Source organism: Kitasatospora sp. NPDC092286 (genome assembly GCF_044755565.1).
Taxonomy (GTDB): domain Bacteria; phylum Actinomycetota; class Actinomycetes; order Streptomycetales; family Streptomycetaceae; genus Kitasatospora.
The window spans coordinates 31,847-57,332 of the sequence record NZ_JBIVRD010000043.1 but is presented as its reverse complement, the minus strand read 5'-3'; the positions used below and the strand labels follow the sequence as shown (position 1 = coordinate 57,332).

The 25,486-nt window shown below is 69.8% G+C and carries 29 protein-coding genes; 11 read left to right on the top strand and 18 right to left on the bottom strand.

Features of this window, described 5'->3' with window-relative positions; genetic code table 11:
• The first annotated feature begins 425 nt into the window (after window positions 1-425).
• A complete protein-coding gene (locus ACIQIB_RS32350) occupies window positions 426-920 on the top strand; it encodes an LGFP repeat-containing protein (protein WP_400762370.1) in 495 nt (164 codons plus the stop codon).
• 352 nt (window positions 921-1,272) lie between these two features.
• On the opposite strand, the gene ACIQIB_RS32345 is transcribed toward ACIQIB_RS32350, so the two are convergent.
• The 4 genes from ACIQIB_RS32345 to ACIQIB_RS32330 all read right to left on the bottom strand — a co-directional run bounded on the left by ACIQIB_RS32345 (window position 1,273) and on the right by ACIQIB_RS32330 (window position 3,717).
• Window positions 1,273-1,806, bottom strand: a complete 534-nt coding sequence (locus ACIQIB_RS32345) for a hypothetical protein (protein WP_400762368.1) — start codon at window positions 1,804-1,806, stop codon at window positions 1,273-1,275.
• Window positions 1,807-1,856: 50 nt separating this feature from the next.
• Window positions 1,857-2,480, bottom strand: a complete 624-nt coding sequence (locus ACIQIB_RS32340) for a hypothetical protein (protein WP_400762366.1) — start codon at window positions 2,478-2,480, stop codon at window positions 1,857-1,859.
• A gap of 290 nt (window positions 2,481-2,770) precedes the next feature.
• Window positions 2,771-3,205 carry a MarR family transcriptional regulator gene (locus ACIQIB_RS32335; RefSeq protein ID WP_355675980.1) on the bottom strand — a complete coding sequence of 145 codons (435 nt, stop codon included), beginning with the start codon at window positions 3,203-3,205 and terminating at the stop codon, window positions 2,771-2,773.
• Entirely contained in the window at window positions 3,202-3,717 is a 516-nt protein-coding gene (locus ACIQIB_RS32330) for a MarR family transcriptional regulator (RefSeq protein WP_363614254.1), read from the bottom strand. Before ACIQIB_RS32330 ends, ACIQIB_RS32335 begins: the two co-directional genes overlap by 4 nt.
• A gap of 1,285 nt (window positions 3,718-5,002) precedes the next feature.
• Between ACIQIB_RS32330 and ACIQIB_RS32325 the strand changes: the two genes are divergently transcribed.
• From ACIQIB_RS32325 to ACIQIB_RS32315, 3 genes are read left to right on the top strand one after another with little or no spacing between them, the layout of a single operon-like run.
• Window positions 5,003-5,311: a hypothetical protein gene (locus tag ACIQIB_RS32325; RefSeq protein WP_363614252.1), complete on the top strand. Its 309-nt coding sequence runs from the start codon at window positions 5,003-5,005 to the stop codon at window positions 5,309-5,311.
• Window positions 5,308-6,948, top strand: a complete 1,641-nt coding sequence (locus ACIQIB_RS32320) for an alpha/beta hydrolase (protein WP_400762363.1) — start codon at window positions 5,308-5,310, stop codon at window positions 6,946-6,948. The genes ACIQIB_RS32325 and ACIQIB_RS32320 overlap by 4 nt, the downstream gene beginning before the upstream one ends.
• Before the next feature lie 22 nt (window positions 6,949-6,970).
• Window positions 6,971-7,522, top strand: coding sequence for a hypothetical protein (locus tag ACIQIB_RS32315; protein ID WP_400762361.1), 552 nt, complete (start codon window positions 6,971-6,973; stop codon window positions 7,520-7,522).
• A gap of 52 nt (window positions 7,523-7,574) precedes the next feature.
• Here ACIQIB_RS32315 and ACIQIB_RS32310 read toward each other — a convergent pair whose 3' ends face one another.
• Window positions 7,575-7,865: a hypothetical protein gene (locus ACIQIB_RS32310; protein ID WP_400762359.1), complete on the bottom strand. Its 291-nt coding sequence runs from the start codon at window positions 7,863-7,865 to the stop codon at window positions 7,575-7,577.
• Between the two features lie 171 nt (window positions 7,866-8,036).
• On the opposite strand from ACIQIB_RS32310, the gene ACIQIB_RS32305 reads away from it, so the two are divergent.
• Complete coding sequence (locus ACIQIB_RS32305; protein WP_400762357.1) at window positions 8,037-8,165, top strand: hypothetical protein; 129 nt, start codon at window positions 8,037-8,039, stop codon at window positions 8,163-8,165.
• Window positions 8,166-8,281: 116 nt separating this feature from the next.
• On the opposite strand, the gene ACIQIB_RS32300 is transcribed toward ACIQIB_RS32305, so the two are convergent.
• Complete coding sequence (locus tag ACIQIB_RS32300) at window positions 8,282-8,419, bottom strand: hypothetical protein (protein WP_363614227.1); 138 nt, start codon at window positions 8,417-8,419, stop codon at window positions 8,282-8,284.
• Window positions 8,420-8,538: 119 nt separating this feature from the next.
• On the opposite strand from ACIQIB_RS32300, the gene ACIQIB_RS32295 reads away from it, so the two are divergent.
• From ACIQIB_RS32295 to ACIQIB_RS32285, 3 genes are all read left to right on the top strand, one after another.
• On the top strand, window positions 8,539-8,898 hold the full coding sequence (locus tag ACIQIB_RS32295) for a hypothetical protein (protein ID WP_400762355.1): 360 nt from the start codon (window positions 8,539-8,541) through the stop codon (window positions 8,896-8,898).
• Complete coding sequence (locus ACIQIB_RS32290; protein WP_363614223.1) at window positions 8,895-9,467, top strand: Imm1 family immunity protein; 573 nt, start codon at window positions 8,895-8,897, stop codon at window positions 9,465-9,467. The genes ACIQIB_RS32295 and ACIQIB_RS32290 overlap by 4 nt, the downstream gene beginning before the upstream one ends.
• 148 nt (window positions 9,468-9,615) lie before the next feature.
• The gene (locus tag ACIQIB_RS32285) at window positions 9,616-9,840 is read left to right on the top strand and encodes a hypothetical protein (protein WP_400762353.1); all 225 of its coding nucleotides are present in this window, start codon (window positions 9,616-9,618) and stop codon (window positions 9,838-9,840) included.
• A gap of 147 nt (window positions 9,841-9,987) precedes the next feature.
• Here the strand turns inward: ACIQIB_RS32285 and ACIQIB_RS32280 are convergent, their stop codons facing one another.
• Window positions 9,988-10,146, bottom strand: coding sequence for a hypothetical protein (locus ACIQIB_RS32280; protein WP_363614219.1), 159 nt, complete (start codon window positions 10,144-10,146; stop codon window positions 9,988-9,990).
• A gap of 135 nt (window positions 10,147-10,281) precedes the next feature.
• Between ACIQIB_RS32280 and ACIQIB_RS32275 the strand changes: the two genes are divergently transcribed.
• Window positions 10,282-10,476, top strand: coding sequence for a hypothetical protein (locus ACIQIB_RS32275; RefSeq protein ID WP_363614217.1), 195 nt, complete (start codon window positions 10,282-10,284; stop codon window positions 10,474-10,476).
• Between the two features lie 241 nt (window positions 10,477-10,717).
• Here ACIQIB_RS32275 and ACIQIB_RS32270 read toward each other — a convergent pair whose 3' ends face one another.
• Together ACIQIB_RS32270 and ACIQIB_RS32265 are read right to left on the bottom strand one after the other, a co-directional pair.
• The gene (locus ACIQIB_RS32270; RefSeq protein WP_400762350.1) at window positions 10,718-11,368 is read right to left on the bottom strand and encodes an SMI1/KNR4 family protein; all 651 of its coding nucleotides are present in this window, start codon (window positions 11,366-11,368) and stop codon (window positions 10,718-10,720) included.
• A 323-nt stretch (window positions 11,369-11,691) separates the two neighbouring features.
• Window positions 11,692-12,300, bottom strand: coding sequence for a helix-turn-helix domain-containing protein (locus ACIQIB_RS32265; protein WP_400762348.1), 609 nt, complete (start codon window positions 12,298-12,300; stop codon window positions 11,692-11,694).
• Window positions 12,301-12,439: 139 nt separating this feature from the next.
• Between ACIQIB_RS32265 and ACIQIB_RS32260 the strand changes: the two genes are divergently transcribed.
• The gene (locus ACIQIB_RS32260; RefSeq protein ID WP_400762346.1) at window positions 12,440-13,429 is read left to right on the top strand and encodes an alpha/beta fold hydrolase; all 990 of its coding nucleotides are present in this window, start codon (window positions 12,440-12,442) and stop codon (window positions 13,427-13,429) included.
• A 793-nt stretch (window positions 13,430-14,222) separates the two neighbouring features.
• On the opposite strand, the gene ACIQIB_RS32255 is transcribed toward ACIQIB_RS32260, so the two are convergent.
• Window positions 14,223-16,472 (bottom strand): hypothetical protein, encoded by a 2,250-nt coding sequence (locus tag ACIQIB_RS32255; RefSeq protein WP_400762344.1) that lies wholly within the window; start codon window positions 16,470-16,472, stop codon window positions 14,223-14,225.
• A gap of 322 nt (window positions 16,473-16,794) precedes the next feature.
• On the opposite strand from ACIQIB_RS32255, the gene ACIQIB_RS32250 reads away from it, so the two are divergent.
• Complete coding sequence (locus ACIQIB_RS32250; protein WP_400762342.1) at window positions 16,795-17,451, top strand: hypothetical protein; 657 nt, start codon at window positions 16,795-16,797, stop codon at window positions 17,449-17,451.
• Window positions 17,452-17,624: 173 nt separating this feature from the next.
• On the opposite strand, the gene ACIQIB_RS32245 is transcribed toward ACIQIB_RS32250, so the two are convergent.
• The 8 genes from ACIQIB_RS32245 to ACIQIB_RS32210 form a co-directional block, all read right to left on the bottom strand.
• Complete coding sequence (locus ACIQIB_RS32245; RefSeq protein ID WP_400762341.1) at window positions 17,625-18,254, bottom strand: hypothetical protein; 630 nt, start codon at window positions 18,252-18,254, stop codon at window positions 17,625-17,627.
• Window positions 18,251-18,922, bottom strand: a complete 672-nt coding sequence (locus ACIQIB_RS32240) for a hypothetical protein (RefSeq protein WP_400762339.1) — start codon at window positions 18,920-18,922, stop codon at window positions 18,251-18,253. The genes ACIQIB_RS32245 and ACIQIB_RS32240 overlap by 4 nt, the downstream gene beginning before the upstream one ends.
• Window positions 18,919-19,959, bottom strand: a complete 1,041-nt coding sequence (locus tag ACIQIB_RS32235; protein WP_400762337.1) for a DUF6083 domain-containing protein — start codon at window positions 19,957-19,959, stop codon at window positions 18,919-18,921. The genes ACIQIB_RS32240 and ACIQIB_RS32235 overlap by 4 nt, the downstream gene beginning before the upstream one ends.
• Window positions 19,960-20,163: 204 nt before the next feature.
• A complete protein-coding gene (locus tag ACIQIB_RS32230; RefSeq protein WP_400762335.1) occupies window positions 20,164-20,313 on the bottom strand; it encodes a hypothetical protein in 150 nt (49 codons plus the stop codon).
• A 471-nt stretch (window positions 20,314-20,784) separates the two neighbouring features.
• Window positions 20,785-21,339 carry a hypothetical protein gene (locus ACIQIB_RS32225; protein WP_400762333.1) on the bottom strand — a complete coding sequence of 185 codons (555 nt, stop codon included), beginning with the start codon at window positions 21,337-21,339 and terminating at the stop codon, window positions 20,785-20,787.
• Window positions 21,340-21,534: 195 nt separating this feature from the next.
• A complete protein-coding gene (locus ACIQIB_RS32220; protein WP_400762331.1) occupies window positions 21,535-22,953 on the bottom strand; it encodes a replicative DNA helicase in 1,419 nt (472 codons plus the stop codon).
• A gap of 90 nt (window positions 22,954-23,043) precedes the next feature.
• Complete coding sequence (locus tag ACIQIB_RS32215) at window positions 23,044-24,234, bottom strand: hypothetical protein (protein ID WP_400762329.1); 1,191 nt, start codon at window positions 24,232-24,234, stop codon at window positions 23,044-23,046.
• Between the two features lie 475 nt (window positions 24,235-24,709).
• Window positions 24,710-25,480 carry a glycosyltransferase family 2 protein gene (locus ACIQIB_RS32210; RefSeq protein ID WP_400762327.1) on the bottom strand — a complete coding sequence of 257 codons (771 nt, stop codon included), beginning with the start codon at window positions 25,478-25,480 and terminating at the stop codon, window positions 24,710-24,712.
• Window positions 25,481-25,486: the final 6 nt, after the last annotated feature.

Sequence of the window (25,486 nt, the reverse complement as noted above, 5' to 3'; positions counted from 1 at the left end):
ACCCGGAAGGCGTACCGCAATCCGTTCTAACCGGCCGCTGACCTGCGGCGACACCCGAAACTCACCGGGTCCGAAACAAAACTCACCGGGTCGGTCGGCGAAACTCACCACCGCAGGTCAGCAGCCCTGCGGCGGGGATCAGCAAGTCAGGAGCGCCGCCACCAGGAGCGGGAGCGCTTCTCCTCGGCAGCCGCAGCTTCGACTGCGGCCGGCGCCCGACGAGGCCGGGCGGACGGCGCTGGCCGAGTGCTCGGTCGAGCAGGCCCTCGCCCTGGTCGCCGCCGAGGACGTCGCTCACCGTTAACCGCTGACCCGCTACTACTCACGACCGCTCTCGTTTCCATAACCCGGGTTCATCGTTGATCCGATCGAGCGCTGCTTGCGGGCTGGGGCTCCGGTTCAAACGTCCATGTCAAGGGGAACGTATGACTCACATTCAGGTGCATGGCCAGACTGGAAAGCGGTGGAGGCCAGTCGCCATCGCCAGTGCGCTCGCACTGGCGGCCAGCACGTTCGTCATGTCTGCATCGACGGTCGCACGGGCAGACGGAACCTACTGCGGCCACGAGGTGCTGGGTGAAATCGAGAAGCGGTACGTCGCGATGGGGGGATCCAGCGGGAAGCTCGGGTGCCCGCTCACAGGAGAGCTGACCAACCCCGACGGCGTCGGCCGCCGGACGCAGTTCGCGAACGGAACAATCTACTGGTCCCCTCGTAGCGGCGCGTGGCCCGTGTGGGGGGAGATCGGCGAATACTGGTGCGCGGACGGGTGCGAGGCCGGGTCGATGGGTTACCCGACGTCCTACGAGCGCAACGTCGGCAGCGAGATCCAGCAGAGCTTCCAGTGCACCGTCATTCACTGGCAGCGGGCGTCAGGTAATGCCAACAAGATGTGGCGGGATCCAAACACGTGCGGTTGACCATTTTGGGCTGAAGCTTCAGCTCACGGAAGGCCCCGGTTCGAATCCTCGGGGCCTTCCGCGTTGCCCCTGAGCCTCGACAAGACCAAGACCGTCCCGCGCCAGCCGAAGACGGCCGGCGAACGAGGTGGTGGTCATCGAGGTGGCCTTCCGTCAGCGGTAGGCCGGATCCGGCGCGGTGGCCGACCCGGCACCCGGGCCAGCGCCCGGGCGCGGGCGCGGCCGACGATGCACACCCCCCCTTGTCCTCCGTCTGGCCCCACCCGTTGTCCGACCCCTTGACCAGGCACCTTGTCCCGCCCAGTTCGTCCGGGTCTTGGGCCTTGTCCTCCCGGTTTGTCCGTGACCGGGATCACTCATCCTGCGCGTCGCCGATGGCCACCCGCAGGTCGTGCATGCTCTGCTGGATCTCGATGACGGACGCCTCCGCCCGGCCCAGGGCCTGCCGGACGCCGTCGACGTCACCGGACTGGAAGTGGAGGTCGGCGTCCAGAGTGTCCGCCGCGGCGACCACGGCCATGGACGAGGCCATACGGCCCGGGGACGTCTCCCCTTCTTCGTCCTCGTCGAGGCCCATGAGCTGCACAGCGGTGCGCTGCAGCCGGCTGGCCAGCACGTTGGCGAACAGACCAGGAGTCGCCCCCACCTGCTCGGTCCACCCGAACAGCACTTCGGCGACGTCCGTGTCCTGGTCGCTGCCCAACCGGGTGTTGGCGGTGATCTCCAGCTCCACCACGGCCAGCAGCACGCCCAGCAGCCTGCGCAGGTCGTCCTGCTGAGGCCCGTTCGGCCACAGCTCCGGATCGAGGACCGGCGCCCTCCTCAGGGCCACCAGGGCCGCGTACACCTGATCAGGGCTCACCGGGTCCTCACTCATGATGCTCACCCGCCCAGCCTCGCCGCCGCACGGCACGAGTGCACGTACCCGCGCCCGTCCTACTGCGTGCCGACGTTCTGGGCGAGTGCCAGGCGCAGCAGGGTCAGGGCTTCGGCGGGGTTGTCTGCCAGCAGCGGTTCGTTGTCGGCGGCGTCGGCGACGAGGCGGCCGGCGATGAGAGCGGCCCAGTTGCCCTCGTCGTCGTAGACCTCGGTCCAGCCAGCCTGGTGGCCGCGCTGTTCGAGGGCCTGGATGCCGGGGTTGCCGGGCCAGGTGAGGTGGACCAGGCCGTCGCCGAGGGCGTAGTCGCGGCGTGGGTCGCCCAGGCCGCGGTCCGTGGGCGGTGTCCAGCCGGTGGCCCGGCCCAGCGCCAGGTCCGGCACCGGCACCTCGTCGGCCAGCGCGGCCGGGACGGCGGCGCGATGGAGGACGTCCAGGGCGAGGTCGGGGGTGGGGGATCTCTGGGGCCGGCCGAAGCTGTCGGCGGGGTGCCGGTCTGGCTGCCCGTCGCCCTGGTGCTCAACGGCGATCCAGCCGCCCAGCCCCCACGGGCCCTCCGGCAGCAGGGCGGTCCAGCCGGACGGGATGCCATCGCCCACGAGCAGCTGCACACCGTGCGCGTCCGGCGCGCTCCAGGTGGCCAGCCGCCAGCCCTCGCCGAAGGTGATCGTCAGGTCGTCCACCCGGTCGGGCTGGCCGAAGCGGGCGAGCGGGTCAATGAGCGCGCTGCGCAGCGGTGCGTTCGCGTCGGCGGCGGCCAGGGCGGCGGCCGCACCGCTCCCGGTGGTGGTGTTTTCGGACCGGTCCGCGTTCGGGGCCGCCGGGCGGGCCGCCGAGGAGCGGCAGGCGAACCCACCACGTAGACGGAGTCACTGGTCGCTGGTACCGGCTTGTCCACCCCAACTTCGTTCACGGCACGACACGTTACCGAGCGCCACTGACAGTAGCGCTCTCAGCTCGAGCACCGCACGCCTTACTCCTGGTCGGGGACGGCCTTGATGGTGCGTCGGCGTCGGGCGTCCACGTTGCCGACCTTCCGGGGGCCTTCGGCGCGGGCATCGAGGGTGATCTCGGGGGCCTCCAGCGCTTCGCCCACCAGGCGACGGATCTCGGGGTTGGAGGCGAAGAAGAAGCGGGGGTTGACGCGGTAACTTCCCGGGTCCGGGTGCTCGACCAACTGGAGCGCTTCCAGCCGAGCCAGGGCCTCGTACGCGGTGGAGGTCGAGGTGCCGCAGTCGTGGGCGATCTCCTCGACGTCGGCCGTGATCGGGGCGAACACGGCGCCGTGGCTGGTGAGCCATTCCAGGACGCTGCGCTGGCTGGCGGACAGGTTCAGCGTGTAGACGGGCGGCATGCCGAGGCTGTCCGGGTCGAAGTCACCGTGGTGGCTGTGGGTGGCGGCGCTCATCGGGTGCCTCCGTTCGTCGTGCGGCGCGGTCCGGGCGTCTTGGCGGCCGCTTTCTCGGCGGCCTTCTTCGCGGCAGTGATCGCCTTGGCGTCCGGTGTGATCGGCGGCGGATCCAACCTACGGCACGCCTGTACCTGGGCGTCGCCAGAGCCTTCCCAGAAGCGCCGCGGGTTCAGCTGGTAGGTCTGGCTACGGGGGCTGGTCTTGAGCAGGATGTTCAGCTTCACCAGGCGGGCGAGCGCCGTCTTCGCGGTCGTCTCCGTAGCCAGGATCGCCCCCGCAACGGCGGCGGCGGTCACCTTCACGGCCGCGCCGGCCCCACCGTTCGAGCGCACCCAGTCGATCGTCGCCCACTCCGCCCCGGACAGCGCCAGCGAGTACAGCGGCGCGTCGTCGGTGTAGGCGTTGAGGGTGTAGGAGCCGTCCATGGTGTGCGGCGTCCGGGGCTTCGGCGCAGGCAGCACCGTCCCCGTATCCAGGTTCACCAGGGCGATGTTGCCCCTGCGAGCCATGTTGCTCCTCACCGTGCCGTCGTTGTCCGAGAACCGGTCCAACGACCGGTGCGCCACCAGGTTTCTAAGGGCTGTTTTTTCAGACGTTAGCTCCGGAAAACCAGACCTTAGCGGCAAGAACCTACAGCAAGAGGCCCGAAAAACGCAGGCGCCTGGCAGCGTGTCGAGCCACTGCCTCCTCACCGCCCCCTGCCGTAACGTCTGGTTTTCTGGCTACAACGTCTGGAAAACCAGACGTTAGCGACGGGAAAACCGCAGGTCAGGGCATATGTCCCTTCTTATGTAGTAAAGGTAAGCGGTCACGCGGGCCTTCACCCCGATGGCCAGGGCCACGCACCGGTGCACTGGCCGGGGTGTCGGCGGTCCGGGCCTGCGGCAGGCGGGCCACCCGTGCCGCTCCCTCCGCCCGACCGGGATGCCATCGCCGTTCTGCACCACTGCGTCCGCAGGGTTGTACGGCGCCGATCACGAAATCGCGGCTGCCGCCGCGACCGGGCCTTGACGGCCCTTTCCGCGCTCATCCATCACCAGGCGGGCACCCATACCGGGCCGACGCATTGGTGCCGGTCACCGGCGATCCACCGGTCTGTACGGGTGGTTCTGCTGCCGTACGTCTTGGTGGTGCTCAGCGATCTCGTTCAGGTGGGTGGTGACCTGGGCTCATGCTGGGTGGTGGACAGGCTGGCGATCCTGGGGCAGTTGGGTGCGGCAGGTTCCTGGGCCCGGCACGGGTACCGGCCACTGACACAGGGGCGGGGGCCAGGCTGGGCCGTCCACGGCCCAGCCGGTGCGGCGACGGGCTGACGGCGGGGCCGGCCACGGCCCCGGTGGCGGGTCGGCGCCGCAGGCTCTCGACCAGGGGATGGTCCAGCGCATCCGGGCGCTGGCCACGGGTGCGGGGGCGGAGCACGCCGCGCCCAGCCACCCTCCCGGGCCGGGTCCGCGTGGGTCACCAGGTTGCCGCCCGGGCCCGGCTCCCGGCAGGGCAGGTGCCGCCACCGGTAGAGCGGGGAGAGCGAGGGGGCCAGCCATGCCAGGCGGACCGTCACCTCAGCGGTCGGAGAGGAAACCTCAGATGGACTCATGGTGTTCGATGGCGGCCGGGGTAGTAACGGTGGTGGTGCGTTGGGCGGTCTGGTGGGCGGCGAGGGCCCACCGAGAAGGTCTGTCGTTGTGACCTGCGGACAGGATCGGATACCCGGCATCTGAGTATCCGTGTGGATGCGCAGCGTATTGTGGGGTTCGTTTGGGTGCCTTGTGTTGTTGACTCCGGGGGGAGATTACGTTGGCGGATGTCAGCGTTGTGCCGCAGGAACTGCACGCATCGGCGCAGGTGGCGAAGAGTCTGGCTGAAGAACTGGCCAAGCCTGTTCAGGCGGCGCTGGCTGCGGCGACGGCGGCTTCCGGGCAGCTCGCGGGCTGGTCGGTGGCCGGTGGTCTCGGGCAGTTGGGAAGTGGCTGGGCCGCGCCGCTGGCGGCGCTGGGGCAGAGGATCGCGGCTACTGGCGCGAACCTGGATGCGAGTGCTGAGGCGCATTCCCACAATGAGCAGGCTGTGGCCGGCTCGTGGAGCCAGGCGCAGGGGGCGAAGTGAGCGTCTTCGAGCTGCTGGTGAAGTTCGACCCTCAGGGGCTGCGTGAGGCGGCGAAGAGCTGGAAGGCCCTGGCGCACGCGGTGGAAACCGTGGGTTCCCGTCATCGCAATCAGGTCAACGGGCCGCTTCGCCGGCACTGGGAGGGAGTGGACGCCGCTGCGGCGTTCCCTTTCATGGAGCGTACCGAGCAGCAGTTGGACATCGTGCGGGTGGAGGCGGAGGCGGCGGCGCTGACGCTGGACACGGTCGCGGACCGGATGTACCAGGCGCAGACGAACCTGACGAACGCGGTGCACCGGGCTCAGGACTTCGGTCTTGTGGTGTCGGCGGAGGGAGTGGTGAGTCTTCCGCCAGCGGCTCCGGGGGACCGCAACGACCCGGACGCCCAGGCCGCGCGCCGCGACCTGGCCGGTCTCGGGGCCGGTTACCAGGAGCGGATCGACCGGGCGCTGAAGGATGCCCAGGCGGCGAGCGATCAGGGCAACACGGCCCTCGGGCGGCTGGGCGCGGACATCCTGGACGGCAAGCGGGCGACCGGGGCGATGGCCGAGACCCGGACCGATGCCGCGGACGTGATGAAGGACCTGGGTCTGGCCGACGCGTACGTCCCGGACGGCAAGGATCCGCAGAAGACCGCCGAATGGTGGAAAGGCCTGACCGCCGACCAGCAGCAGACCTACCTGGCGCTGAACGCCGCCAGGATCGGCGCGCTCGACGGCCTGCCGGCCACCGTGCGGGACGAGGCCAACCGGCTCGTCCTGGACCAGAAACTCGACGCCTTGCAGGCCGGCTCCCCGGCCTCGCTCGGCCTCGACCAGACGACCTACGACAAGCGCCGAAAGGCCCTTGCCGAGATCAAGAAGAAACTCGGGGAGACCGCGAACCAGAAAGACGAGGAACACCAGCTGTTCCTCCTCGGGATCGACCCCGAGGCCTACGGCTCCGACGGTCGCGCGATCGTCGCCACCGGGAACCCGGACAAGGCCACACACACCAGCGTCTTCGTGCCGGGCACCAACACAGACCTGAACGGCGTCCCGGGACAGATCGACCGCATCCGCCAGCTCCAGGGCTACGGCAAACGGTTCGCCCAGCCCGGCGAGACAGTGTCGGTGGTCTCCTACCTCGGCTACGACACTCCCGAGAGCCTCCCCGAGGCAGCGAACCCCATGCGTGGAATCGACGGCGCCGACGACATGCGGCAGTTCTCCAACGGCCTCCGGGTGGCGCATGGCGAACCGAAGAGCCATCTCACCTACGTCGCGCACAGCTACGGCAGCTACGCCGTCGGCGTCGCCGACAGCGAGAAGGGCGGCCTGCGGGCCGACGACATCGTCACCCTCGGCAGCCCGGGCATGGGCGTCCTCTATGCGGACCAGCTGAGCGTCAACCCTGATCACCTCTGGATCGGAGAAGCCACCGACGACCCGACCCGACTCGTCGGCGGTTTCTCTTTGGGCCCCAGCCCCCACATCGTCGGGTTCGGCGGCCACAACATCAAGATCGACACATCCGGGCACGGCGGCTACTGGGACGAGCAATCGGAAAGCGTGCTGAACCAGGGCCGGATCATCGCCGGGCAGAAGCCCACCACCTCCCCGAAGGAAGACCCGCTCTGGGGCTCGATTCCCCACTGAGTCACCCCTGGAGAGAACCCCCATGGTCAGCCCACCCACCCGCCCGTCCGCGAGCCGCACCGCGCTGAAGCGGCTCGCGGCAGTAACGCTGATGGTCTCAACCCTTGGAGCCTGTATGGCCGACGCCGGCAAGGACGCCGCCCTGCCCGTCAAGACCCGCGAGGAAGCACTCGACTGGGCACGCCAGCTCACCGAGCACCTCGCCCAGACCGCCGGAATCCAGATCAACAACGAACCGGCCGACCCGGTCTTCACCTCCTGCGTCGGCAAGAACGGCGAGTCCGCACCCGACGACCGCTTCACCCTCTCCTACGCCGTCCACAGCACCGTTCCCAACGCCCAGCACAACGACGTCGTCCACAAAGTCCGGGACCTCCTCACCAGCGAAGGACTCAAGATCTCCACCTACCAGGAGACCCCTGCCGACCAGCCGAACTCCATCGTCACCGCCCGCCACCCCGACAGCCGGTACGTCGTCGACGTCTCCAGCACCGCCGGCAACAACCGCATGGTCCTGGGCATCACCACCCCCTGCCTGAAACCCCCCACCGCACCAGCCACAGCCGCCCCATAACGCCGGGCTCGCGCAGGCGGACCTGGTCGTCGCCGTCGTCGGTCGGCTGCGGCTACTGGATCTGTTCCGTCAGGGCCGCGAGGTCGACGACCTGGTCGGCGGGCGGAGCGGTCACCGGAACGGGCACGTCGTAGTCGCTGAAGTCGACCTGGAAGTCGTAGGCCTGCGACTCCACGCGCACGGGACGTGGCGGGCCCTCCGTGGCGACGTAGGCCAGGAACGGCGGGCCCGCGTCCGGGCCCGTGACGAGGAAGCTCACGGTCTTCGTCCCGCCCACCGACAGCCCCCCGCCGGAGAGCGTTTGCTCGGCTGGGTCCGCGGTGCCGACGACGGGGACCGTCATCAGGTCGCAGAACCCGCCGACATCGTCAAGTGTCTGCCCCGGGGGCAGACGGACCCACCGCCCGCCGAACCTGACCGCGGTCGCGGCGCCCCACTCGCGGGCGAACGCCTGCGGGTATTAGGTACGACATCGACACCGTTGTCGGTCCGGATGCTGGGAGGAGTGCTCGTGATGGAGGCGACTGGGGCAGGGCGGGCAGTGCGGGTCCGTGCCGTGGGGCGGGCGGTTTGGCACATCCTGGGGGCCTGTCAGACCGTGCTGGAGCTGTGGATGCTGCTGCGGGAGGCCGGACTGCTGTAGGCCGCCCCGCGCAACGCGGTCGGCGCCGGACCGACCGCGCGGCCGGCGTCCCCGGGCCCGTGCGCTGGCCCAACCGCTTTCCGGCCGGGACGGTTCCCGGCCGGAACCGTGGAGGCTTACGGGGCGGTGGTGGCCAGGGTGTCGTCGATCAGGACCTCGGGCGCGGGGTCGCTCGAGGTGGTGGCGGGCTTGATGGTGTCGATGGCCTCCACACCAACTTCGTCCTCGCGGGCGAAACCCCGGTACTGGTTCACAACGCCACCATCTGCGACAAGCAGATATGGGAGATTCTGAGCTGGCTCGGGAGGCGGCCGAAGGAGAAGGGCCCGACAAAGTGGCAGGTACTCGTCCCTTTTGAAGGCAAAATGGTGGATTGGGAAGACCTGATCACAAGCGGAAGCAACGGGACGCCGACACCAAAGAGCTGATCGAAACCATCAGCAAGTACCTTCAGCGAGAAGGCTCCGCCGCTTCCCCCGTTCCGGCGACCGCGGATGTCTACCCGGCAGCATCATGTCGAAACAAACTGGCATGGGCTATGTCCCAAACGCGGGATATGAAGTACGCAGAATTTGTGATCAACAACGAGCTCGGACTATGTGGCCCGGATTGGTCCTGTGCGGATGCCGTACCGGACATCCTCTATGATGACCAGATGCTGACGGTCCGCTGGTGCGACAAAAAGACAGGCGAATTGGGAAAGAAGGAGCTCAAGGGGGTGCGCCAGAAGTGATTCTTCACATTCAGTTCGACAGGGAAGAGAAATATCCCTCCAGTCAGAAGGAAGCCGACCGCCTGATCTCGGAGGCCCTGCACGTCATTAGCGTGAAGGAAATCGTGGACGGGGAATACGTCTCGGGCGGCATGGCGTCGTTCTGCTACACCGAACCGCAGGGAAGGTTTCCCAGTACCTATCTTCGCGTTTCCGTCAACGAACTGAGCGGGTACGGCGCCCTCATGTGGTCCGTCGACGGGCAGGCCCCTCGAAAAGGCGGGATCTACGACTATACGTGGATCTCCGACAACCCCAGCCCGCCCGAGATCGACTCCCAGCTCGTGTCAGACACTTACTACGGCTGGTGTCACGACCCCGCCAGCGCCGTACCGCTATCCCGGATTCGCGCCGCAATCGAGGAATACTGCCGACTCGGTACCGGCGAACGCCCAGAAGGCATCAACTGGGTGACCGGGGAAATCAATGGCCAACGGCACGACCGGCCGCCATTCGAAGAAGAAGTGGACGAGAATTACTCAGAGCCGAACTGGGAAACCTTCTTCGACGGGGCTCCACGGCCCGAATGAAACCGACAGGTGAGAGCTGGTTAACATGGGCCAGCCTTCCTAGGTAAATTGAGCCAGCTCTAAATTGCTGGCCACCAGCCTCGGACGCTAAAGCCTGTGAGGCTTCTACCGGGAGGCAGACGGGCTCGGACTTCGGGTGGGAGAGGAAGTGGTCCGGCTCGATGACTCCGTTGACGTTCAACACCGCGTCGTCGGAACCGATTGTGTCCTGACCGTCAGCCGGAACATCGAGCTGCGTTACCCGGCTCCGTCGGAGTTGTACGGCCTGAAGGACGACCTGACGCCGTTTGCCGAAGCCGAGGGCTTCGGTCTCGGTCTCTTCGTAGCGAACGTGGTCCGGGATCCGAAACGGTCGGCACGGATCTACCGCTGATTCGTGCGGTGAACTCAGGGCCGGTGGCCCGCCTCCGGGAGAGGCGGACCACCGACCCTGTCCCTTTCGCTTGAAGGCCGGAGGCAGGCGGAGTTGTCGTCCCGCCCCACTGCGCCCATGGCGGTCCGACCCGGGCGCGAGCCCCTTCTACGGGCGCCCGGGCCGTTCAAGCCCGGCCGGCCCGGCCGGCTGTCCGGTCGGGACCAGTTGCTCGCTGTCTTCCGAGCCGTTGCGGGCGGCCGGGTCGGCGGCGTCGGAGAGGAAGGCGTGCAGCGGGGTCGGCTGCTCGGGCTGGTGGTCGGTCACCGGCCGCCGCCAGCCGCGCGGAACCGGGCGAAGGCCTCGGCGGCCGGGGTCCAGTGCTGGCCGCCGATGGGCGCGGCGAGGAAGGCCATGGCCTCGGAGCTGGTGCGCAGGGCGAGGCGGTGGCGGTAGGTGGCGATGACCTCGGTGACGGCGGCGAGGTCGCCGATCGGGGAGGAGTCGAGGGCGGAGGCCGCGGGGATGAGCCTGCCGGACTACGCGCGGAAGGTTCTGGCGGAGGAGGCGGACGAGCGGCGGCAGCGGTTCCTGACCGCGGCGGCTCACTTCTCGCAGGCCTGGGCACCGGCGTTCGAGGCCGAGGGCCGCGCCTGAGGCATCGCGGGTCCTCGCCGGGGCGGTAGAGGAAGGCCTGGGCGAGGTGGAGGGCGGGTTCCAGGGCGGTTGGCGTCCTACGAGGCGCAGTGCGGCGATGGTGTTTGCGGCCGCGGAGTTCCACGAGATCGTGTGGGTCGGCTGGTGCCAGGTTGTGCGGACCACGGTGCCGCCGGGAAGGATGTGCTGGCTGTTCCAGGTCCGGCAGCGGCCTCTTGGCCGGGGCGGTGGCGGGGTCGGGTCAGGTCAGCACACGCCAGTGGATGCGGTGTCGGCCGGAGGCGTGGTGGAGCGTCTTGGGTGCGAAGTAGCGGAAGGGTTGTCCTGTTTCGAGGCTGGCGGCCACGGACGTGACGAGGTTTGTCAGGTCGGTGGCCCACAGGCTGCCGCCGATGTCGCCCGAGCCGACGCCCATCTCGTAGATCCGTCCGTACGTCGGCCCGGGGCAGTGGTCCATGAACAGCACGCCGCCGTCGTTGGGCAGGGCCAGGGGCACCCACAGGTGGGCGTGGGCGTAGAGAGGTTGTTCGTCCCGGTCGGTCGGGTCGCACTCGTCGTTCTTGAAGATCTTGGCGAACGATCGGTGCCTGGTGAGGATGCGGTCGGTGTCGAGCAGGCGGTGTCCGAGGGGGAGGAAGGAGCCCGCCGGGAAGAAGTCGGGCCCGTATTCGGGGCGGGGGTCGGTCACGCCGTTGTGTCGGGAGAGAAGTGCACGTATCTGCGGGTGGAGACGGAAGCCGAGGCCCCGCTCCAGGTCCGCGATCTGTTCCCCGGTGGCGCCGGGTCGCAGCGCGGCGTGGTCGGCCGGCGAATGGATCGCAAGCCATCCCGCGAGTCGCTGCCAGGCCCGCTCGAAGGACACCTCGTCAGGAACGGTGCGTGTGTGGGTCATGGCGTGACCGTAGAGCGTCGCACTGACAGGCCCGGGTGGAACTGGACGACCGCAGCTCGGCGGGTGTGGGGGTCAGCCGGCTCTCCAGGCTCCGACGACTAGCTGGGGTGTGCCCTCCCCGCGAGCGCGGGGGTCAGCCAGCGATTCGGTGCGCGATCGCACACTACGGGCGGATCTCCAAGACCCTGCACATCCTGCGCCTCGGCCGGTACTTCTTCCAGCTCCCTGACCTGCCCGGCGGCCTGCGACCACTGCGTGATCCGGACGCCGCCGAGGCGTGAAGCCGCAGGCATCGTCGCGGGGCCCGGACGCTGTGCTCCGCACTACCGGGCCCAGCGGTCGGGGGCTGGGGTGCGCGGTCGTAGGCGCTCTCCCTGCGGCCCGAACATGATCAGGTATTCGACCGGTCCGCCGGGTCCGGCGTTCGCGACTCCGTGGGCGGTGCGGGTGTCGAACTCGGCCACGTCCCCAGCGCTCAGGACGAGGTCCTGCCCGCCGAGCGCCAGCCACAGCCGCCCGTACAGGACGCACAGCCATTCGTACCCGTCGTGGGAGACCTGCCGCGGCCGCGCCGGCGGCGCGTCGATGGCAGGCAGGACGTGCTTGTGGGCGTGCAGGCCCCCGACGTACCGGGTCAGCGGTAGCACCGCCTTGTCGTTGCCGGAACGCTGCGGCACCGGGGTGCGCGGTCCGGCCGCCGCGGCGGGTGCGGTGCCGGCCAGCTCGTCCAGGGAGACGTCGTACGCCTTCGCGAGCTGCAGCAGCACCTCCAGGGGCGGCTTGCGCCGGCCGGTCTCGATCCGCGACAGCGTGCTCAGCGAGATGCCGGTCGCGCGGCTGACGCCGGTGAGTGTGGCGCCGTGCTGCTCGCGCGCGGTCCGCAGCCGGGGGCCCATGGCCGCCAGCGTGTCGGCTATGCCGTCGTCCGTCACCGTCGCCCCGCTCCCTCCGGCCGTGCCGCCTCCACCGCCCTATCCAGTTTGCCACGATGGCAAGGGTGTTCGCGTCGCGCGGCCGCCGCGCCGCATGATCGGTGGGTCACCGCGGCCGCCCGTGAACCGAGGAGAAGCGATGCACCAGCCCGCGCCGTCCGCCGACCTGCGCCACCGCACCATCGAGGCACCCGCCGGGCGCCTGCACCTGGTCGAGCAGGGCACCGGACCGCTGGTCCTGCTCGTCCACGGCTTCCCCGAGTCCTGGTACTCGTGGCGCCGCCAACTCCCGGCCCTCGCGGCGGCGGGGTACCGGGCCGTGGCGATCGACGTGCGCGGCTACGGCCGCTCCTCCAAGCCGGCCGCGACGGACGCCTACCGGATGCTCGACCTAGTGGAGGACAACGTCGCCCTGGTGCGCGCCCTGGGCGAGGAGAGGGCGGTGGTCGTCGGGCACGACTGGGGCTCCAGCATCGCGGCGGCCTCCGCCCTGCTCCACCCCGAGGTCTTCCGCGCCGTCGGACTGCTGAGCGTCCCCTACGCGCCGCCCGGCGGCCCCCGCCCCACCGACGTCTTCGCGCAGATGGGCGGCGACCAGGAGTTCTACGTCTCGTACTTCCAGGAGCCCGGCCGGGCCGAAGCAGAGATGGAGCCCGACCTCCGGGGCTGGCTCGCGGGCTTCTACGCGGCCATGTCCGCCGACACCATGCCCGCCCAGGGCGAGCCCGACCCGCACTTTGTGGCCCGCACCGGCGGCCGGCTGCGCGACCGCTTCCCCGGCGGCAAGCTGCCCGCCTGGCTGACCGAGGACGACCTCGACGTGTACGCCGGGGAGTTCGAGCGCACCGGCATGACCGGGGCCCTCAACCGCTACCGCAACATGGACCGCGACTGGGAGGACCTCGCCCCGTACGGCGGAGCCCCGATCAAGCAGCCGTCCCTGTTCATCGGCGGCGCCCTGGACGCTTCCACGACCTGGATGGCCGACGCGATCGACGCCTACCCGGCCACCCTCCCCGCCCTGGCCTCCACCCACATCCTGGACGGCTGCGGGCACTGGATCCAGCAGGAGCGTCCCGAGGAGGTCAACCGCCTGCTGACCGCCTGGCTCGCCTCCCTCCAGGGCTGAATCGGCGGGTGTGCCGGCCCGCCTCCGTCGCCCGCAGAGGCAGCAGGCCCGGCGGCGGTGGCGTCTGCCACCATGACAGCCGCTCCTTGACACCTCAACAGACCACCACGACCCCGAGTGCCGACACCCGGGCTGTGGCCTCTGCGGTCTAGTCAAGAAATCGCAAAGCCGCTCTTCCGTCGCAGGTCAGGAAGGGATCCTCCCCGCGCGAGCGGGGGTCAGCCAGGACAACGACCGTGACCACCATCATGGCATCGTCCTCCCCGCACCCGCGGGGCCTCACGTTGCCGCCGTGGTGGCGGGCCGCAGGTTCGACGGTAGCGGTGTCGGGGCGGGGTGCGGGCCAGCGGGCGCGGTGCAGCGGGGCGGCTCCGGCCCGGGTGGCGCGGGTGACGGCGTTCGCGTTGCTGGCGGGCGTGTGCGTTGGCGTCCGTGGCCGGCGCCTCCTCGCCCGCAGCCGGTGGGCTTCCTCGAGCTCGCGCAACCAGTTGGTCGGCGCGCTCGCGCAGCGCCTGTACGGTCTCCAGGCGCTGGAGGAGCAGGTGTCGGGCAGTGGTGGTGCGGGCCTGCTCGGCGGCCCGGTCGGCAACGGCCAGGGCGGAGGTGCGGGTGGGGTGACGGCGGGGAGCGGGCCAGCAGGACGAGAGCGCTGGCCCGGTACTCGGCGACGGCGGCCTGGGCGGCGAGCAGGTTGGACGCGCGGACGTCGTCGCGGCCGGCCGCCGACAGCGGCGGGGTCAGGCACGCAGGGGAGCCCGCTGGTTCGGCCAAGGGCGAGGCCGTCACTCTTCGCTCAGCGCAGCGAGGGCGGCATCTCGAAGTCACTGCCGACGAGCCATAGCCCCTGGCACTGGTCGGCGCCCGCACTGTGGGCCATCCGAAGGATCTCGACCGGGTCGGTCTCCTCGGCTATGACCGTCTCGAGGCTCTCCTTGAAGGCGGCCCAGTCCTCGATGGACGGCCAGGCGTTCCACCTCGCCGCATCGACCGGCGACCGACGCCAGGCCCGGAGCCAGACCGTGGCGGCGTCGTGCCGAAGGTCACCGGATCCGCGGACGTACCGGGACACCCCGGGGGCCAGGTGCGCGGCGCCGGCCCTCACGGCCTCCTCGATCAGCGGGAGCGAGTACCCGGAGTTGAACATCGCCTTGACCTCGGACCTGACCTTCGCGCCCAGGTGTGTCCTCGAAGGGTCGTCCATCCCCTCCAAGCCGAGTTCGACGAGCTGCTCGCTCAGCAGGCCCACGTAGCGGTCGGCCAGCTCGACGACTTCGGGATCCTCGAGCGTGCGCATCCTCCGGAACGGCAGCGGCTCGTCCTCCTCGCAGCCCTCCGGCGTGGACGTGTCTCCCACGTAGGGCACTCCGGGGAACCCGTTTGCCGCGCCGGAGGGGGCCAGGAGCAGCACTCCGAGCTGGGTGATGATCCACTCTGCCAGCTTCTCGGCGTCAGCTTCGCGGGCGACGGTGTGCGGTACTGCGGCGATGACGGCGAGCGCCGCCTCGCGCCGGCCGATCACCGGGGCGAGCCCCCCGAACAGGATGGTCAGCTGGAACACGGTGTGCGCCACGACCTCAAGGCCCTCGTGCGTTTCCCCGGCGTCGGCCCAACGCTTCGCCAGGTGACTGAGGGCGGTCAGCACATCGTCGGGGTTCCAACGGTCAGGGTGTTCCGAGAGCCAGGCCAGTGGGAACGTGACTGGCGGCTCCGCCTTCGGCGTCCGTGGCGACGCGGCCGGGGCAGACGGCGGCTCGGGCGCCGGGGCGGGCAACCGGTCCTTGAGTTGGGGCAGGCTGGTGTCGATCGGGTTGCTGTCGAAGAGCCCGTAGAACAGGGTCCGGGTCATGGCGGCCGGCCCCTGGCCGCTGAGCTCGCTGAACGACTTGATCGGCCAGTCCGCTTCCGCTGCGGCCCGCTGGGACTGTGTCTCGAAGTGGTTGACGGCGTAGGTGGTCATGTTGACCCTCGGCGCGCGGGGATTCGTCTGCGCGGCCTCGGCCGCCGCCCGGGTCGCCCTCCATACCAGGTTGTAGATCTCACCGAGGGGCCGGTACCCCGCCACCTTGAGGGCCGCCTCGTGCAACCGGGCCACGTGATTGTCCGGCACAACGGGCAGGAGCACGTGCTCGAGCCGCCACCGGAAGTACCGCAGCGCCTCGGCCGCGACCAGTTCCCGGGCGATCACGAGAAGGTCCGCCTGCTGACCTGCGGTCAGCAGGCGGATGTCCAAAGCCTTCACCAGGAGCACGTCGAGGGCCTCGGCGGACTTGCCCAAGCTGGTGCCGTAGGGGGCGAAGTAGTGAGCCCGGGAGGGATAGAACGAGTCGGTGAGCACCGGAGGAGTGACGGCGCCGAGGTCGCCGCCAGCCTTGGCCAGGGCATCCTCGTAGGAGGCCGGCTCCCAGACGAAGGTGTTCAGCGGGCTCGAAGGGTGGATCACCATCAGCCCGGTCCGGACCAGTTCACCCAGCAGCGGGGTGAGGACGTCCGGATCCGGGTGAAGAGGCACCGGCCAGGAAGCGACATCGGTGACGGGAGTAGTGGCCGGTGCGTAACGCAGGACGGCGAGCGCCCCGAGCATCGCCCGGACCGAGGAGTTCGGAATCTGTCCCCGGGGCGAGGGGAACACGGTCGGGTAGTCCTCGTCGACGACAACCTGCTGCTGTCGCCTCCAGGCGTCGTGCGCCTTCTCGACGACCTGCCGGGCTTCGGCGGCGGCCCGCTGCGCTTGGACCTTGGCCAGGCGGGTGGGGCTGGTGAGGAGTTTTGCCGCAGTTGTGATGGAGGTGGTGCAGTCGACGCAGTCCGGGGTGTCGTCGAGGCAGACCTGCTGGAAGGCGCTGCGCGAGGTGAGGGTGAGGGGGCCGGCGCACTTCGCGCAGGTCAGTCCGGGAACGGTGGCACGCACTCCGGCCGCAGCCACGACGTAGTGTTGCCGGCCCCAGCCTGCGGTGTCGATCGCGCTGGTCTTCTCGGACCAGACGGGTACGGGCTGGTCCTCGGCGAAGCCGGCCAGCGCCCAGTAGCGTTCGCCAAGTGACACAACGTCAGGCGGGGCCCCTTCGATGGGCCGGATCTCCGGGATCAGTCGTGTGAGGTCGTCCAAGCCCCGTGGAGTCTCTGTGTCCGCCATCGTTTCACTCTAGTGGCCCACGGTAATCCTTTGCTCGTGGTTGCCCCGGTGCGGAGCGAACGAGAGGCCAAGCACCCGGGCAGGAATTTGTCCACCTGTTGCCCGGCGTCTCAGGCTGTGGCGGGCGCCGGGCAGCGAGCCTGGCGTGCTCCGGTTTGCAGAGCCTTAGGCCTTACGCCTTGGTTTGCCATAAATGGGCGCGCAGCCGGATGAGTTGAGGCACCATCTCCCCATGACAGACACCCTGAGCGAGACCACCGGCGCGGTACCGACCCGCGAGGAGTGGGCCGCCGTTATCGAACGGCGCATCCGTATCTCTCTCCACCCGGAGGACCGCTTCCCTGCGGGCCACCCCGCCCTGGACCTTCTCGCCGAGGAGATCGAGGAGATCCACCGGATCGGGCCCGCGCTCGCGGAGAAGCAACTCGCTGACTTCGCGATGAACCGTACCGGCTGGATGCACCTCCTTGGCCCGATTCCCAGCCGGCGCGCTGAACGGGCCGCGTGGGAGCGGGCTCTGCCGTCGGACGGCCCCAGCGGCTACTACATGAACCTCATGACGGAACGGGGCTTGGAGAAGAAGTTGCGCCGCGCCGCTGCGGAGCGCGACTGGCTGACGCTTCTGTACGTCCTGACCGACCCCACCGACTACTGGAACAACCACCGGTCCGCGTCCCCCGACAGCCCACGCAACTCCGGGAAGGAACAGCTGCAGGAGATCCGCGCCGCGTACGAGGAGCGCATCGACGACGCGCTGGAGGACTGCGTGGAGTCCGCGGTGCGCGCCGAGCTGAGCGTCCTGACCGGCAACGAGGCCTGGGAGCAGGAGAAACGGCGGCGCCTGGTGCTGCCGGTGGCCCGTACGGCTGGCGGTCCGGCGCCGGCCTGACCCGGGGGCACCCGCCGACGGTGTGAGGACGGTGCGGGCCCGGATCCTGGTTGCCGGGCCCGCACCGTGGCCGTTTTGCACTGCTGGTGGGCTTCTTGATCGGCGGCCGCGGGTGGCTCGCGCACCCCGCGCTGCTGGGCCCGGGCCGCCGGTTGGCCTTCCCTAAGGTCAGGTCAGGTCAGGTCGTCGGCGTCGGAGTGGTTGATGGCCAGCAGGGCGACGCACTGCTCGTACGGGCCGCGTGCCTTGGGGACGGCCGCGAGTAGTTTCTCGGGGGCCGGGTGGCAGCGGGGGCAGGGGATCGGCTGGAAGGCTGTGGTGCCGTTGCTCTCCTGGCGCCACCTGATCCAGCGGGCGGCGGTGTGCTCGCATCGGCCGCACCACTTGCGGGTGACGGGTTCGGTCGTAACGCCGCCCTGCGGGTGGCAGCGGGGGCAGCGCATGATTCCGCCACGGTCGCTCTCCTCCCACCGTTCGGCGGGATTGCCGGTGGGCTGTCCCTGGTTGCAGAGGCCGCACCACTGCGGAAGCTCGGCCGGGGGCGGTGGTGCGGGGGCCGGGCTCCTGACAGCGAGGACCGAGGTCAGGGGGCCGGAGATGCGCTCGCCGTCCGGGGTGACAAACGTGAAGCCAGCCGGGGCGGGCCGCTTCATAGCGGAGCGGCCGCGGCGCCGACCGGTCTGGGGGATGTCGAAGGGTCCGGTCGTGAAGGCGCCAGTGCTGAAGGTGCCCTCCTTGACGTCGTGCCAGCCGTCGGCGAGCAGGACGGCTTCGACGCTACCGGAGGGGACGTGCGGGTTCACGAGCGCTGCTCCTGGTGGTGAGGGACGGCCCACGGGGGCAGTTGGTCTTCGGCGAGTTCGGGTTCGCGTTCGCGCAGGTTCCAGCGCGTGGGCACGTCGCGGGCTTCCTCCTCGGCCGGGAGTTCGGGCTCTCGGGTGTAGGGGGCGGGGACGTGTGGCTTGAGGTCCGTGCGCAGGACGTGGCGGCTGCGTTCGCCGCGGGGGGCGCCGTGGGCGAACCGCATCCGGGCCCGGATCTCGGCGGCCGCGCGCGCGACGGTCTCCGGGGAGGAACGAGGGCCTTCGACGATCTCGTCCCGCCCGGTGAGGTGGACCTCGGTGCGGCCGGGACGGCACCGCACACAGCTCCTGTTGTGGTCCAGCAGCCAGCCGTCCTCGCAGCGGGGCTCCGGACAGTCGGAGGAGCGCACCAGGTCCTCGGCGATGATGTCCGCGCGGTCCGTCAGCTCCGGCTTCGACAGCTGGGCGTAGTGCAAGTACCAGCGCCGTTCGATGCGCTCCCGTAGTTGCGCCGGTGTGCGGCTGGCGAGTTCATGGTGGATCAGGGGCCGGACCACGTGCGGGAGCCCGCCGAGCTTGTTCAGGATGCCCAGGAGCACGCGCGGGTAGCCCTCGGTCACCCAGGTGACGGGGTCCTGGCCCCGAGTCATGTAGGCCGGGTTCGTCACGGTCCCTCCGTCTTCTGTCCCTGCTGCCAGCGCCGGTGCGTTGCCGCCCGTCGCCCGGCACGGCGCTCGCACATGTAGCACAGCCAGCCGGGCTGGACGCCGGCGATCACGGTGGTGTTGTGGCAGTTGTCGCCCGCGCAGCGGGTCTTCTCCGGCCCACCGGTAGGCGCCCGCTGTTCCTCTTCGGCCAGCAGCGGGAAGCTCTCGGGCCTGCTGCGCAGGATGTACTGGGCGTGGCGGGTGGAGTGGAAGTCGACGATTTCGACGGCGGTGGCATCGGGGGCCTCGGACTGGTGGTGTACCGGGCAGTGCTGGCGCAGCCAGCGCAGCGCGTCCATGTAGGCCAGCAGCGGGTCGACTTCCCATACCCACATCGGCCCGCCGGGAGCTGCGGCGCGGGTACGCGTGCGGGTCGGCGGGACCGGTACCTGGGTCCACCGGCCTTCGTCGGGTTCGAAGACCTCGCGTTTGCAGCGGTCGGCGGTGTCGTCGTCCAGGGCGACGCACTGAAGCTCGTCGATCGGGCCGGGGGCGATGCGCAGGATGCTGGTGTAGGCGAGGACGTGCCGGTGCGCGGGCTGTTCGGGCTCGGCGTCCTGGACGGCTTCCTCGGTGGACGGCTCGTTCCGGAGGCGGGGAATGAACGCCCCGTCTTTGATCAGCTTCTGCATGCGGACGCCGAGGGCCTGCTGGAGGGGCTTGACCGCGTCGTGGAGGTCGTCGTGCTCGACGGCGGGGCAGATCGCGGGGTGCGCGATGCGGCAGAACTGGTCGATGCGCCCGTACGCGCCGGGCCGGGCGACGCCTCCGCTGACGGCCCAGCGGTAGCGGAGGGGGACGCGGAGGCTGGGGAACTCCATAGGGGTGAGCGGGATGCGGCCGCCGTCGTGGCGGTCGAACCACTCCACCTGGTTGCCGCAGTAGCCGCAGGTCCCGCCTCCGTTCACGCGTAGCGTCTTCGAGGGATTGCTGGCGTGCAGGCGGGCGTTCGTCAGCCCGCCGCGGCCGGGCTCGGTCCAGCCTCCTTCTGTCGTCATGCCAGGCCCCCTTTACCCCCGGACGGTGTCGGATGTCTCGGGTCACCATCATGCACCCTTCCGACAGGGTCCCTCGGCCCCGGCGGAGGGTGCATAAACGGCGGTGCTCGGGGGGTCGGCCGCCGGGCACGGCCGTCGACGGCGGGTCAGGCCGGCATGGTCAGTCCGGCGGCGAACGCGAGCTGGTGGACCGGTCCAGACCCGTCAGAGGGCGAGGTCTGACGCCAGGATGGAGGCGGGGCTCCAGCCGGCGCCGTCGGCGGCTGGCGGGACGGTGGCGTCGATCGGGGTGAAGTCGAGCTCGTACGAGGCGGTGTCCTCGAAGCGCCGGCCGACTTCCTCGTCACGGGTCATGGTCGCCCATGCGGCGACCATGACCCCCGGGAGGCTTGGTGAGCCCTGCGGCCGCCACAGAGGCCGCCAGGGAGCATGAGCTCGCCGTCGTGCCGGTGCAGGGCTAGCGGGAACCGCCCGTCACGGGTCTCACCCAGGGCGTCGTTCTGGTCGTCGGTGCTGGTCACGGCTGGTTTTCCTCTCGGTGAGGGAGGGGTACGGGGTGCGGCCGCTGTGGCGGCTGGAACCTGTCCGGTGGGATTGGGGTAGCGAGGGGCGCGGCGGTTGCCGGTGCGGGCCCTCGGGGCCGCCAACCGCCTCGGACACCCCCGCCGAACGGAGAGGGGTGGCGTCACCAGTGACGCCACCCCTGGCGTCGCGGGTGACGCCTAATATCTAGAACCCGAACTCCAGAACCCGCCGCTGCGCCCTCCCGAACGGCCGCAGGCCAGGTGACGGGTGACTGCGCGCGGGGCCGGATGCCACTCCTGGCTACGGCTGGATGCCGGCCGCCGCTGCGAGCTGGTGGACGTTCATCACTGGCTGGAGCGGGCCGGGCTTCCAGCCGATCGCGTCCTGGATGAAGCCGTGCCCGGAATCCTGCCCGCCGGTGTTCCAGCGCCGGTCGACCACGGGCAGGCGCAGCCAGTTGGCGCGCTCTCCGGTGACGCTGTGAACCGGGTGGGTGTAGTGGGTCAGGAAGTCCTCTGGATCGGGCAGGGTCTTCTGGAACGGGCTCCGCTCGTAGTGCGGGGCGTACTCGGCGATGCCGTTGCCGGTCGGGGTGCTGATGGTCCAGGTGATGTGGACGTCGCCCGGCCGGTATCGGACGGGATCGTCCGTGTGGAGCTCGTCGGCCGTGCAGTCCGCCCACTGGCGCCACAGCGTCAGTGCGTCGATGTCGGCCGGCGCGTTGTCGCGGAACAGCCGCTCGCCGTGGGCTTCCCACCTCAGAACGAGTTCGTGAGCGTTCGGGTAGTTGTTCCTCGCTGCGCTGAAGAGCCAGGTGGTGCCGGCGGGGTAGGGGTGAGCAGTGGTCTGGGGCACGGGCGCTCCGTTCGGGGGTTGAGCGTCGGACTGTGCGGGTGTTGCCGGACCAGCAGGATGGTCCAGGGTTCGCCGCTGCGTCCGGCGAACCTCTAGATCGTCTTCTGCGGGTTGATCTTGACCTTGGCCGCGGTGGCGGAGCCGGAGGCGGGTTGAGGCCGTCAGACGGGCTGTTAGGGTCGTTCTCGGGGTGTTTCAGTCGCGGGCCATGGAGGCCAGGCGGGCCATGTGGCCCTGGAAGGCGAGCGGGACGATCCGGCCGGAGGGACCGGACCGGTTCTTGCTGATGATCGCTTCGACGGTGCCGGCGGTCGGTCCGGTGTCGGTGCCGTCCTCGGCGAGCTCCCGGTGCAGCAGGATGATGATGTTGCTGTCCTGCTCGATGGCGCTGGCGTCCTTGAAGTCGGAGACCTTGGGACGGTCCCGGTTGGCCGCGTTGCGGTTGAACTGGGCGAGCGCGACGACCGGGATCTCGAACTCGCCCGCGATCATCTTGAGGCCGCGGCTGATCTCCCCGACCTCCTGCGCGCGGTTGGCGTTGGCCTTGGTGTTCTCCGGGGTCATCAGCTGGAGGTAGTCGCAGACCAGCATGGCGGGCATGTGACCGCGCGAGGCCATCCAGCGCAGCTTCGCCCGGAGTTTGGACAGGGTCTGGCTGGCGGAGTCGTCCAGGTAGAAGTTGTGGGCGTTGCGCATCACGTCGGAGACGCGGGCGATCTTCTCCCAGTCGTTGTCGTCCAGCTTGTGCTTGACCAGGTGCTCCAGGTGGACGCCCGACTCGGCGGAGGTCAGACGGGCCATCAGCTCCTTGCCGCTCATCTCCATGCTGGCGACCAGGACGGGCTTGTTGCGGTGCAGGGCGACGTGCTGGGCGAGGTTCATGCCGAACAGCGACTTGCCGCCGGCGGTCGCGGCGCCGACCGTCATCAGGTTGCCCGGGAGCAGCTGCATGACCTCGTTGATGTCCGGCCAGGGGGTGTCGAGCGCGCGCGGGTCCACACCGCGCTCCTGGTCGTCGATGAACTCCTGCCACCGCTCGGCGACCGACAGCCGCGGTGCGACATCGGCGGTGCCGGCCACCAGCTGCTGGAGCTCAGCCATGGCGGCCTGAACGGCCTGGGGCGCCTCGCCCATGGCGGCGTAGCCCTGGGCGGCGAGCTGGGTGCCGGTCTTGATCAGCTTGCGCCAGGCCGCGAAGTCGCGGACCTTCCCGGCGTAGTGCCCGGCGTTGGCGGCCGTCGGCACCGCGTTGACGCAGGTGTGCAGGTAGCCGGCGCCGCCGACCTTCTGGAGCTCACCGCGCGCGGTCAGCTCCCCGGCCACCAGAATCGGGTCGGGCGGGGTGACGCCGCCGGATCGGTCGTGCAGGTCGAGAATGGCCCTGTAGATCGTCTCGTGCGCCCTGCGGTAGAAGTCGCCGGGCCCGTTCAGCGTGCCGATGACCTCGCTGATCGCCGGGACGGACAGCATCATCGCGCCCAGCACAGCCTGCTCGGCGGCTCGGTCGTTCGGCTGCTCGCGCTCCAGCGCCTGGCGCGCGACCGGTACCGGCAGCGGGTCCTCGTCGGGCTCCGTGCCGTAGCTGTCGGCGAGGTCGGTGTCTGCGATGCTCAAGGGTGGAACTCCTGGTCAGTGAGTGATGAGGCAGGTTCCGCAGGGCGGCTGGACCATGCCGGGTCCAGCCGCCCGCATCGTTGCTGAGGGTCAGCCGGCGGCCGGGCGGGCCGCCGACGGGTGGCACTGCGGGCACGGCTGGAGCCGCAGGAAGCCTGCGTCGTCCCGGGTCTGGAGCATCCGGGAGATCGGGTCGCAGTCCGGAGTGCCGCAGTGCTGCGCCGGGTGGATGTCGTCCGGCGCGGTCCGGGGCCGGGCCACGCTCGCACCGGCCACGACCTCGAACAGCGGCAGGTCCCCGATGCGGTACTTCTCAAGCACCGAGCTGTGGTTGTTCACCTTCTCGGGGTTCTTGACCAGTTGTCCCACCAGCAGCCGGTGGGACCGGTCGTCCAGTTCGGTGATCCTCGGCCAGCCCTGGTCGGCCATCGCATCCAGCAGTGCCCAGGCGAGGGCCTTCGCCTTCGCCCTTCCAACCGACCACGGCTGCGGGAGCAGCTGGAGAAGTCGGACGGCGGCCGCGGTTTCCTTCGGGTCGAAGACCCTGCCCTCCTCCTCCCCCGGCGCAGCCGGCCCCGGACCGGTGGTGTCCGTGAGGGGGTTGGGGGAGGAGGTAGTTACCTCCTCCTGGAGGTGTGGAACCAATTCGCCATTGCCGGAAGCAGACCTGACCTGCGGAAACGTCCGTCGGCGGCCTCTGCTTCCGGCAATGCTGCTTCCGGCATTGCCGGAAGCAGACCTGACCTGCGGAGATCGCTTTTTTGTGCCGGTTTGCTCTCTGCTTTCGGCGTTGCTGCTTCCGGCATTGCCGGAAGCAGACCTGACCTGCGGAGATTCGTCATCAGCCGGATCGGCGTTGGGCCGGTAGTCCGGGTTGTAGGCGGGCCACTCGTAGTACTCGTAGGCCACGCCGGCGGAGCGTCGGCCGTCCTCGGATCGCAGGTTGATTCGACGGATGTAGCCCTTGGTGATCAGGCGCTTGAACGCCTCGTAGACCGAATTCCGGGAGACCAGTCCGGATCCGTTTCCACTGACGACGCCCTGGCTCTGGAGCCGTTCGACCAGCGCGGGCGGGGTAACAATGAGCGGCGGAGCGTCCTTCGGCCGGCGGGCCTGCTCCCCGAGCATGAAGCCGAGCTCCACCAGCACCAGCAGATCCAGCGGGTACTCGACCCGTGTCGGACCGCTGCGCATGTGGGCGTGCACGGGTACGGAACTGACGGGGCCCCGCTGGCTGATGGCGCCGTTCTCGTGGGGTTCCTGGACGGTCTGGGAGCTCACTTCTTCACCTCCGATCGGGCAGCGGGCAGCCCGGCCTGGACGGCCGAGCGGTAACGGGGGCAGGTCTGGACATGGGTGTGGTGTGGCATGCCCATAGAGGCCGGAAATCCGGGCACGGTGTGACCCGGGGCCTCGTGACGTGCGTCACGGGTGAGCGGCGCGGCCGGGACGACACGGCTCCGCCGCAGGTTGATGGGGTGGAACAACGGGGGCGCTACCTCTCTAAGGGCGCCGCCACCGGCCGGACTCCAGGGGTAGCCCGAGCGGGCGAGAGACGGGTGTCTCTCGCCGAAGCCGGGGTACCCCTGGTACCGTCGGGGACGACTGAAGTAGACAGCTGAGCGGCCCCGTAGACGGCAAATCTTGGGCCGCTTTTGCTGTTTCTAGATGTCGTGCGAGCCCGTTTGTTGGGCATCAGAAGAGCCTAATCCCAGTTGGGGCCAGGCTCGTGGTGCTTCAGGGTGTGTCTGCTGGATCAGGGTGGGACGGGCAGTCTGTGGGGCTCGCTGTCTGCAACCCAGGCGTGCAGCGCCTCGGCTCGCTCCTGCATCACTTGCATGCGGGCCTCCCACTCCTCACCAGCCGAGTGATTTGGGTGCTGGGTGATCTGGTCTTGGTGAACCCGGTACAGCATCCCGGGTTCCTCCAGCAGCCACCCGTCCTGGAGAGCATCCAAACCGAGCAGCAGTCCGGTGTCGCCGGAGGCCGGCAGAGCCATCCACCCACCGAGCAGGGCCACCAGCTCCCGGCGTGCGCAGAGCGTCGCCGGGTGGACCATCGGACGACGGGACACCCGCCAGTCTTCCAAGACCGCGCCCCGCTTGATGACTCCGGTCACCGGGTCGCCTGGGTGTCGTCGGGTACTTCCGTCGGGCAGCAGATCGAGCGCCAGCGACGTCGTCCATCCGATCTCCGGACGGTCCGTCAGGAGCGTGATATCCCTGGCCAGCGTGTCAGGCAGCAGCACGTCGTCAGCGTCCAACACCTTGATCAGCGAACCGTGGGAGCGCCCGAGTGCCACGGTGCGGGCGACGTGCGGACCACCGTGCCGGGCTGAGGCGATCCGGACACGCGGATCATCTGTCGGCAGGTGCGCATCGGCACCCACCCCGTCCCCGTCCTCTTGGACCAGCCACTCCCAGTCCCAACCCTCGGGCAGATCCTGGGCGGCCAGCGAGGCGTAGGCGTCCGGCAGATACCGCGTGCTCGGCCCGTAGACGGCCGTCACCACGGACAGCAGGCTCATTCCTGA

What these genes read in the sequence shown, in the direction of transcription:
- ACIQIB_RS32275 (WP_363614217.1), top strand. Translation starts at nt 10,282, where the DNA reads ATGACCTCGGTGACGGCGGCGAGGTCGCCGATCGGGGAGGAGTCGAGG.
- ACIQIB_RS32305 (WP_400762357.1), top strand. Translation starts at nt 8,037, where the DNA reads ATGGAGGCGACTGGGGCAGGGCGGGCAGTGCGGGTCCGTGCCGTGGGG.
- ACIQIB_RS32350 (WP_400762370.1), top strand. Translation starts at nt 426, where the DNA reads ATGACTCACATTCAGGTGCATGGCCAGACTGGAAAGCGGTGGAGGCCA.
- ACIQIB_RS32270 (WP_400762350.1), bottom strand. Translation starts at nt 11,368, where the DNA reads ATGACCCACACACGCACCGTTCCTGACGAGGTGTCCTTCGAGCGGGCC.
- ACIQIB_RS32315 (WP_400762361.1), top strand. Translation starts at nt 6,971, where the DNA reads ATGGTCAGCCCACCCACCCGCCCGTCCGCGAGCCGCACCGCGCTGAAG.
- ACIQIB_RS32335 (WP_355675980.1), bottom strand. Translation starts at nt 3,205, where the DNA reads ATGAGCGCCGCCACCCACAGCCACCACGGTGACTTCGACCCGGACAGC.
- ACIQIB_RS32210 (WP_400762327.1), bottom strand. Translation starts at nt 25,480, where the DNA reads ATGAGCCTGCTGTCCGTGGTGACGGCCGTCTACGGGCCGAGCACGCGG.
- ACIQIB_RS32310 (WP_400762359.1), bottom strand. Translation starts at nt 7,865, where the DNA reads ATGACGGTCCCCGTCGTCGGCACCGCGGACCCAGCCGAGCAAACGCTC.
- ACIQIB_RS32260 (WP_400762346.1), top strand. Translation starts at nt 12,440, where the DNA reads ATGCACCAGCCCGCGCCGTCCGCCGACCTGCGCCACCGCACCATCGAG.
- ACIQIB_RS32235 (WP_400762337.1), bottom strand. Translation starts at nt 19,959, where the DNA reads ATGACGACAGAAGGAGGCTGGACCGAGCCCGGCCGCGGCGGGCTGACG.
- ACIQIB_RS32250 (WP_400762342.1), top strand. Translation starts at nt 16,795, where the DNA reads ATGACAGACACCCTGAGCGAGACCACCGGCGCGGTACCGACCCGCGAG.
- ACIQIB_RS32230 (WP_400762335.1), bottom strand. Translation starts at nt 20,313, where the DNA reads ATGACCCGTGACGAGGAAGTCGGCCGGCGCTTCGAGGACACCGCCTCG.
- ACIQIB_RS32330 (WP_363614254.1), bottom strand. Translation starts at nt 3,717, where the DNA reads ATGGCTCGCAGGGGCAACATCGCCCTGGTGAACCTGGATACGGGGACG.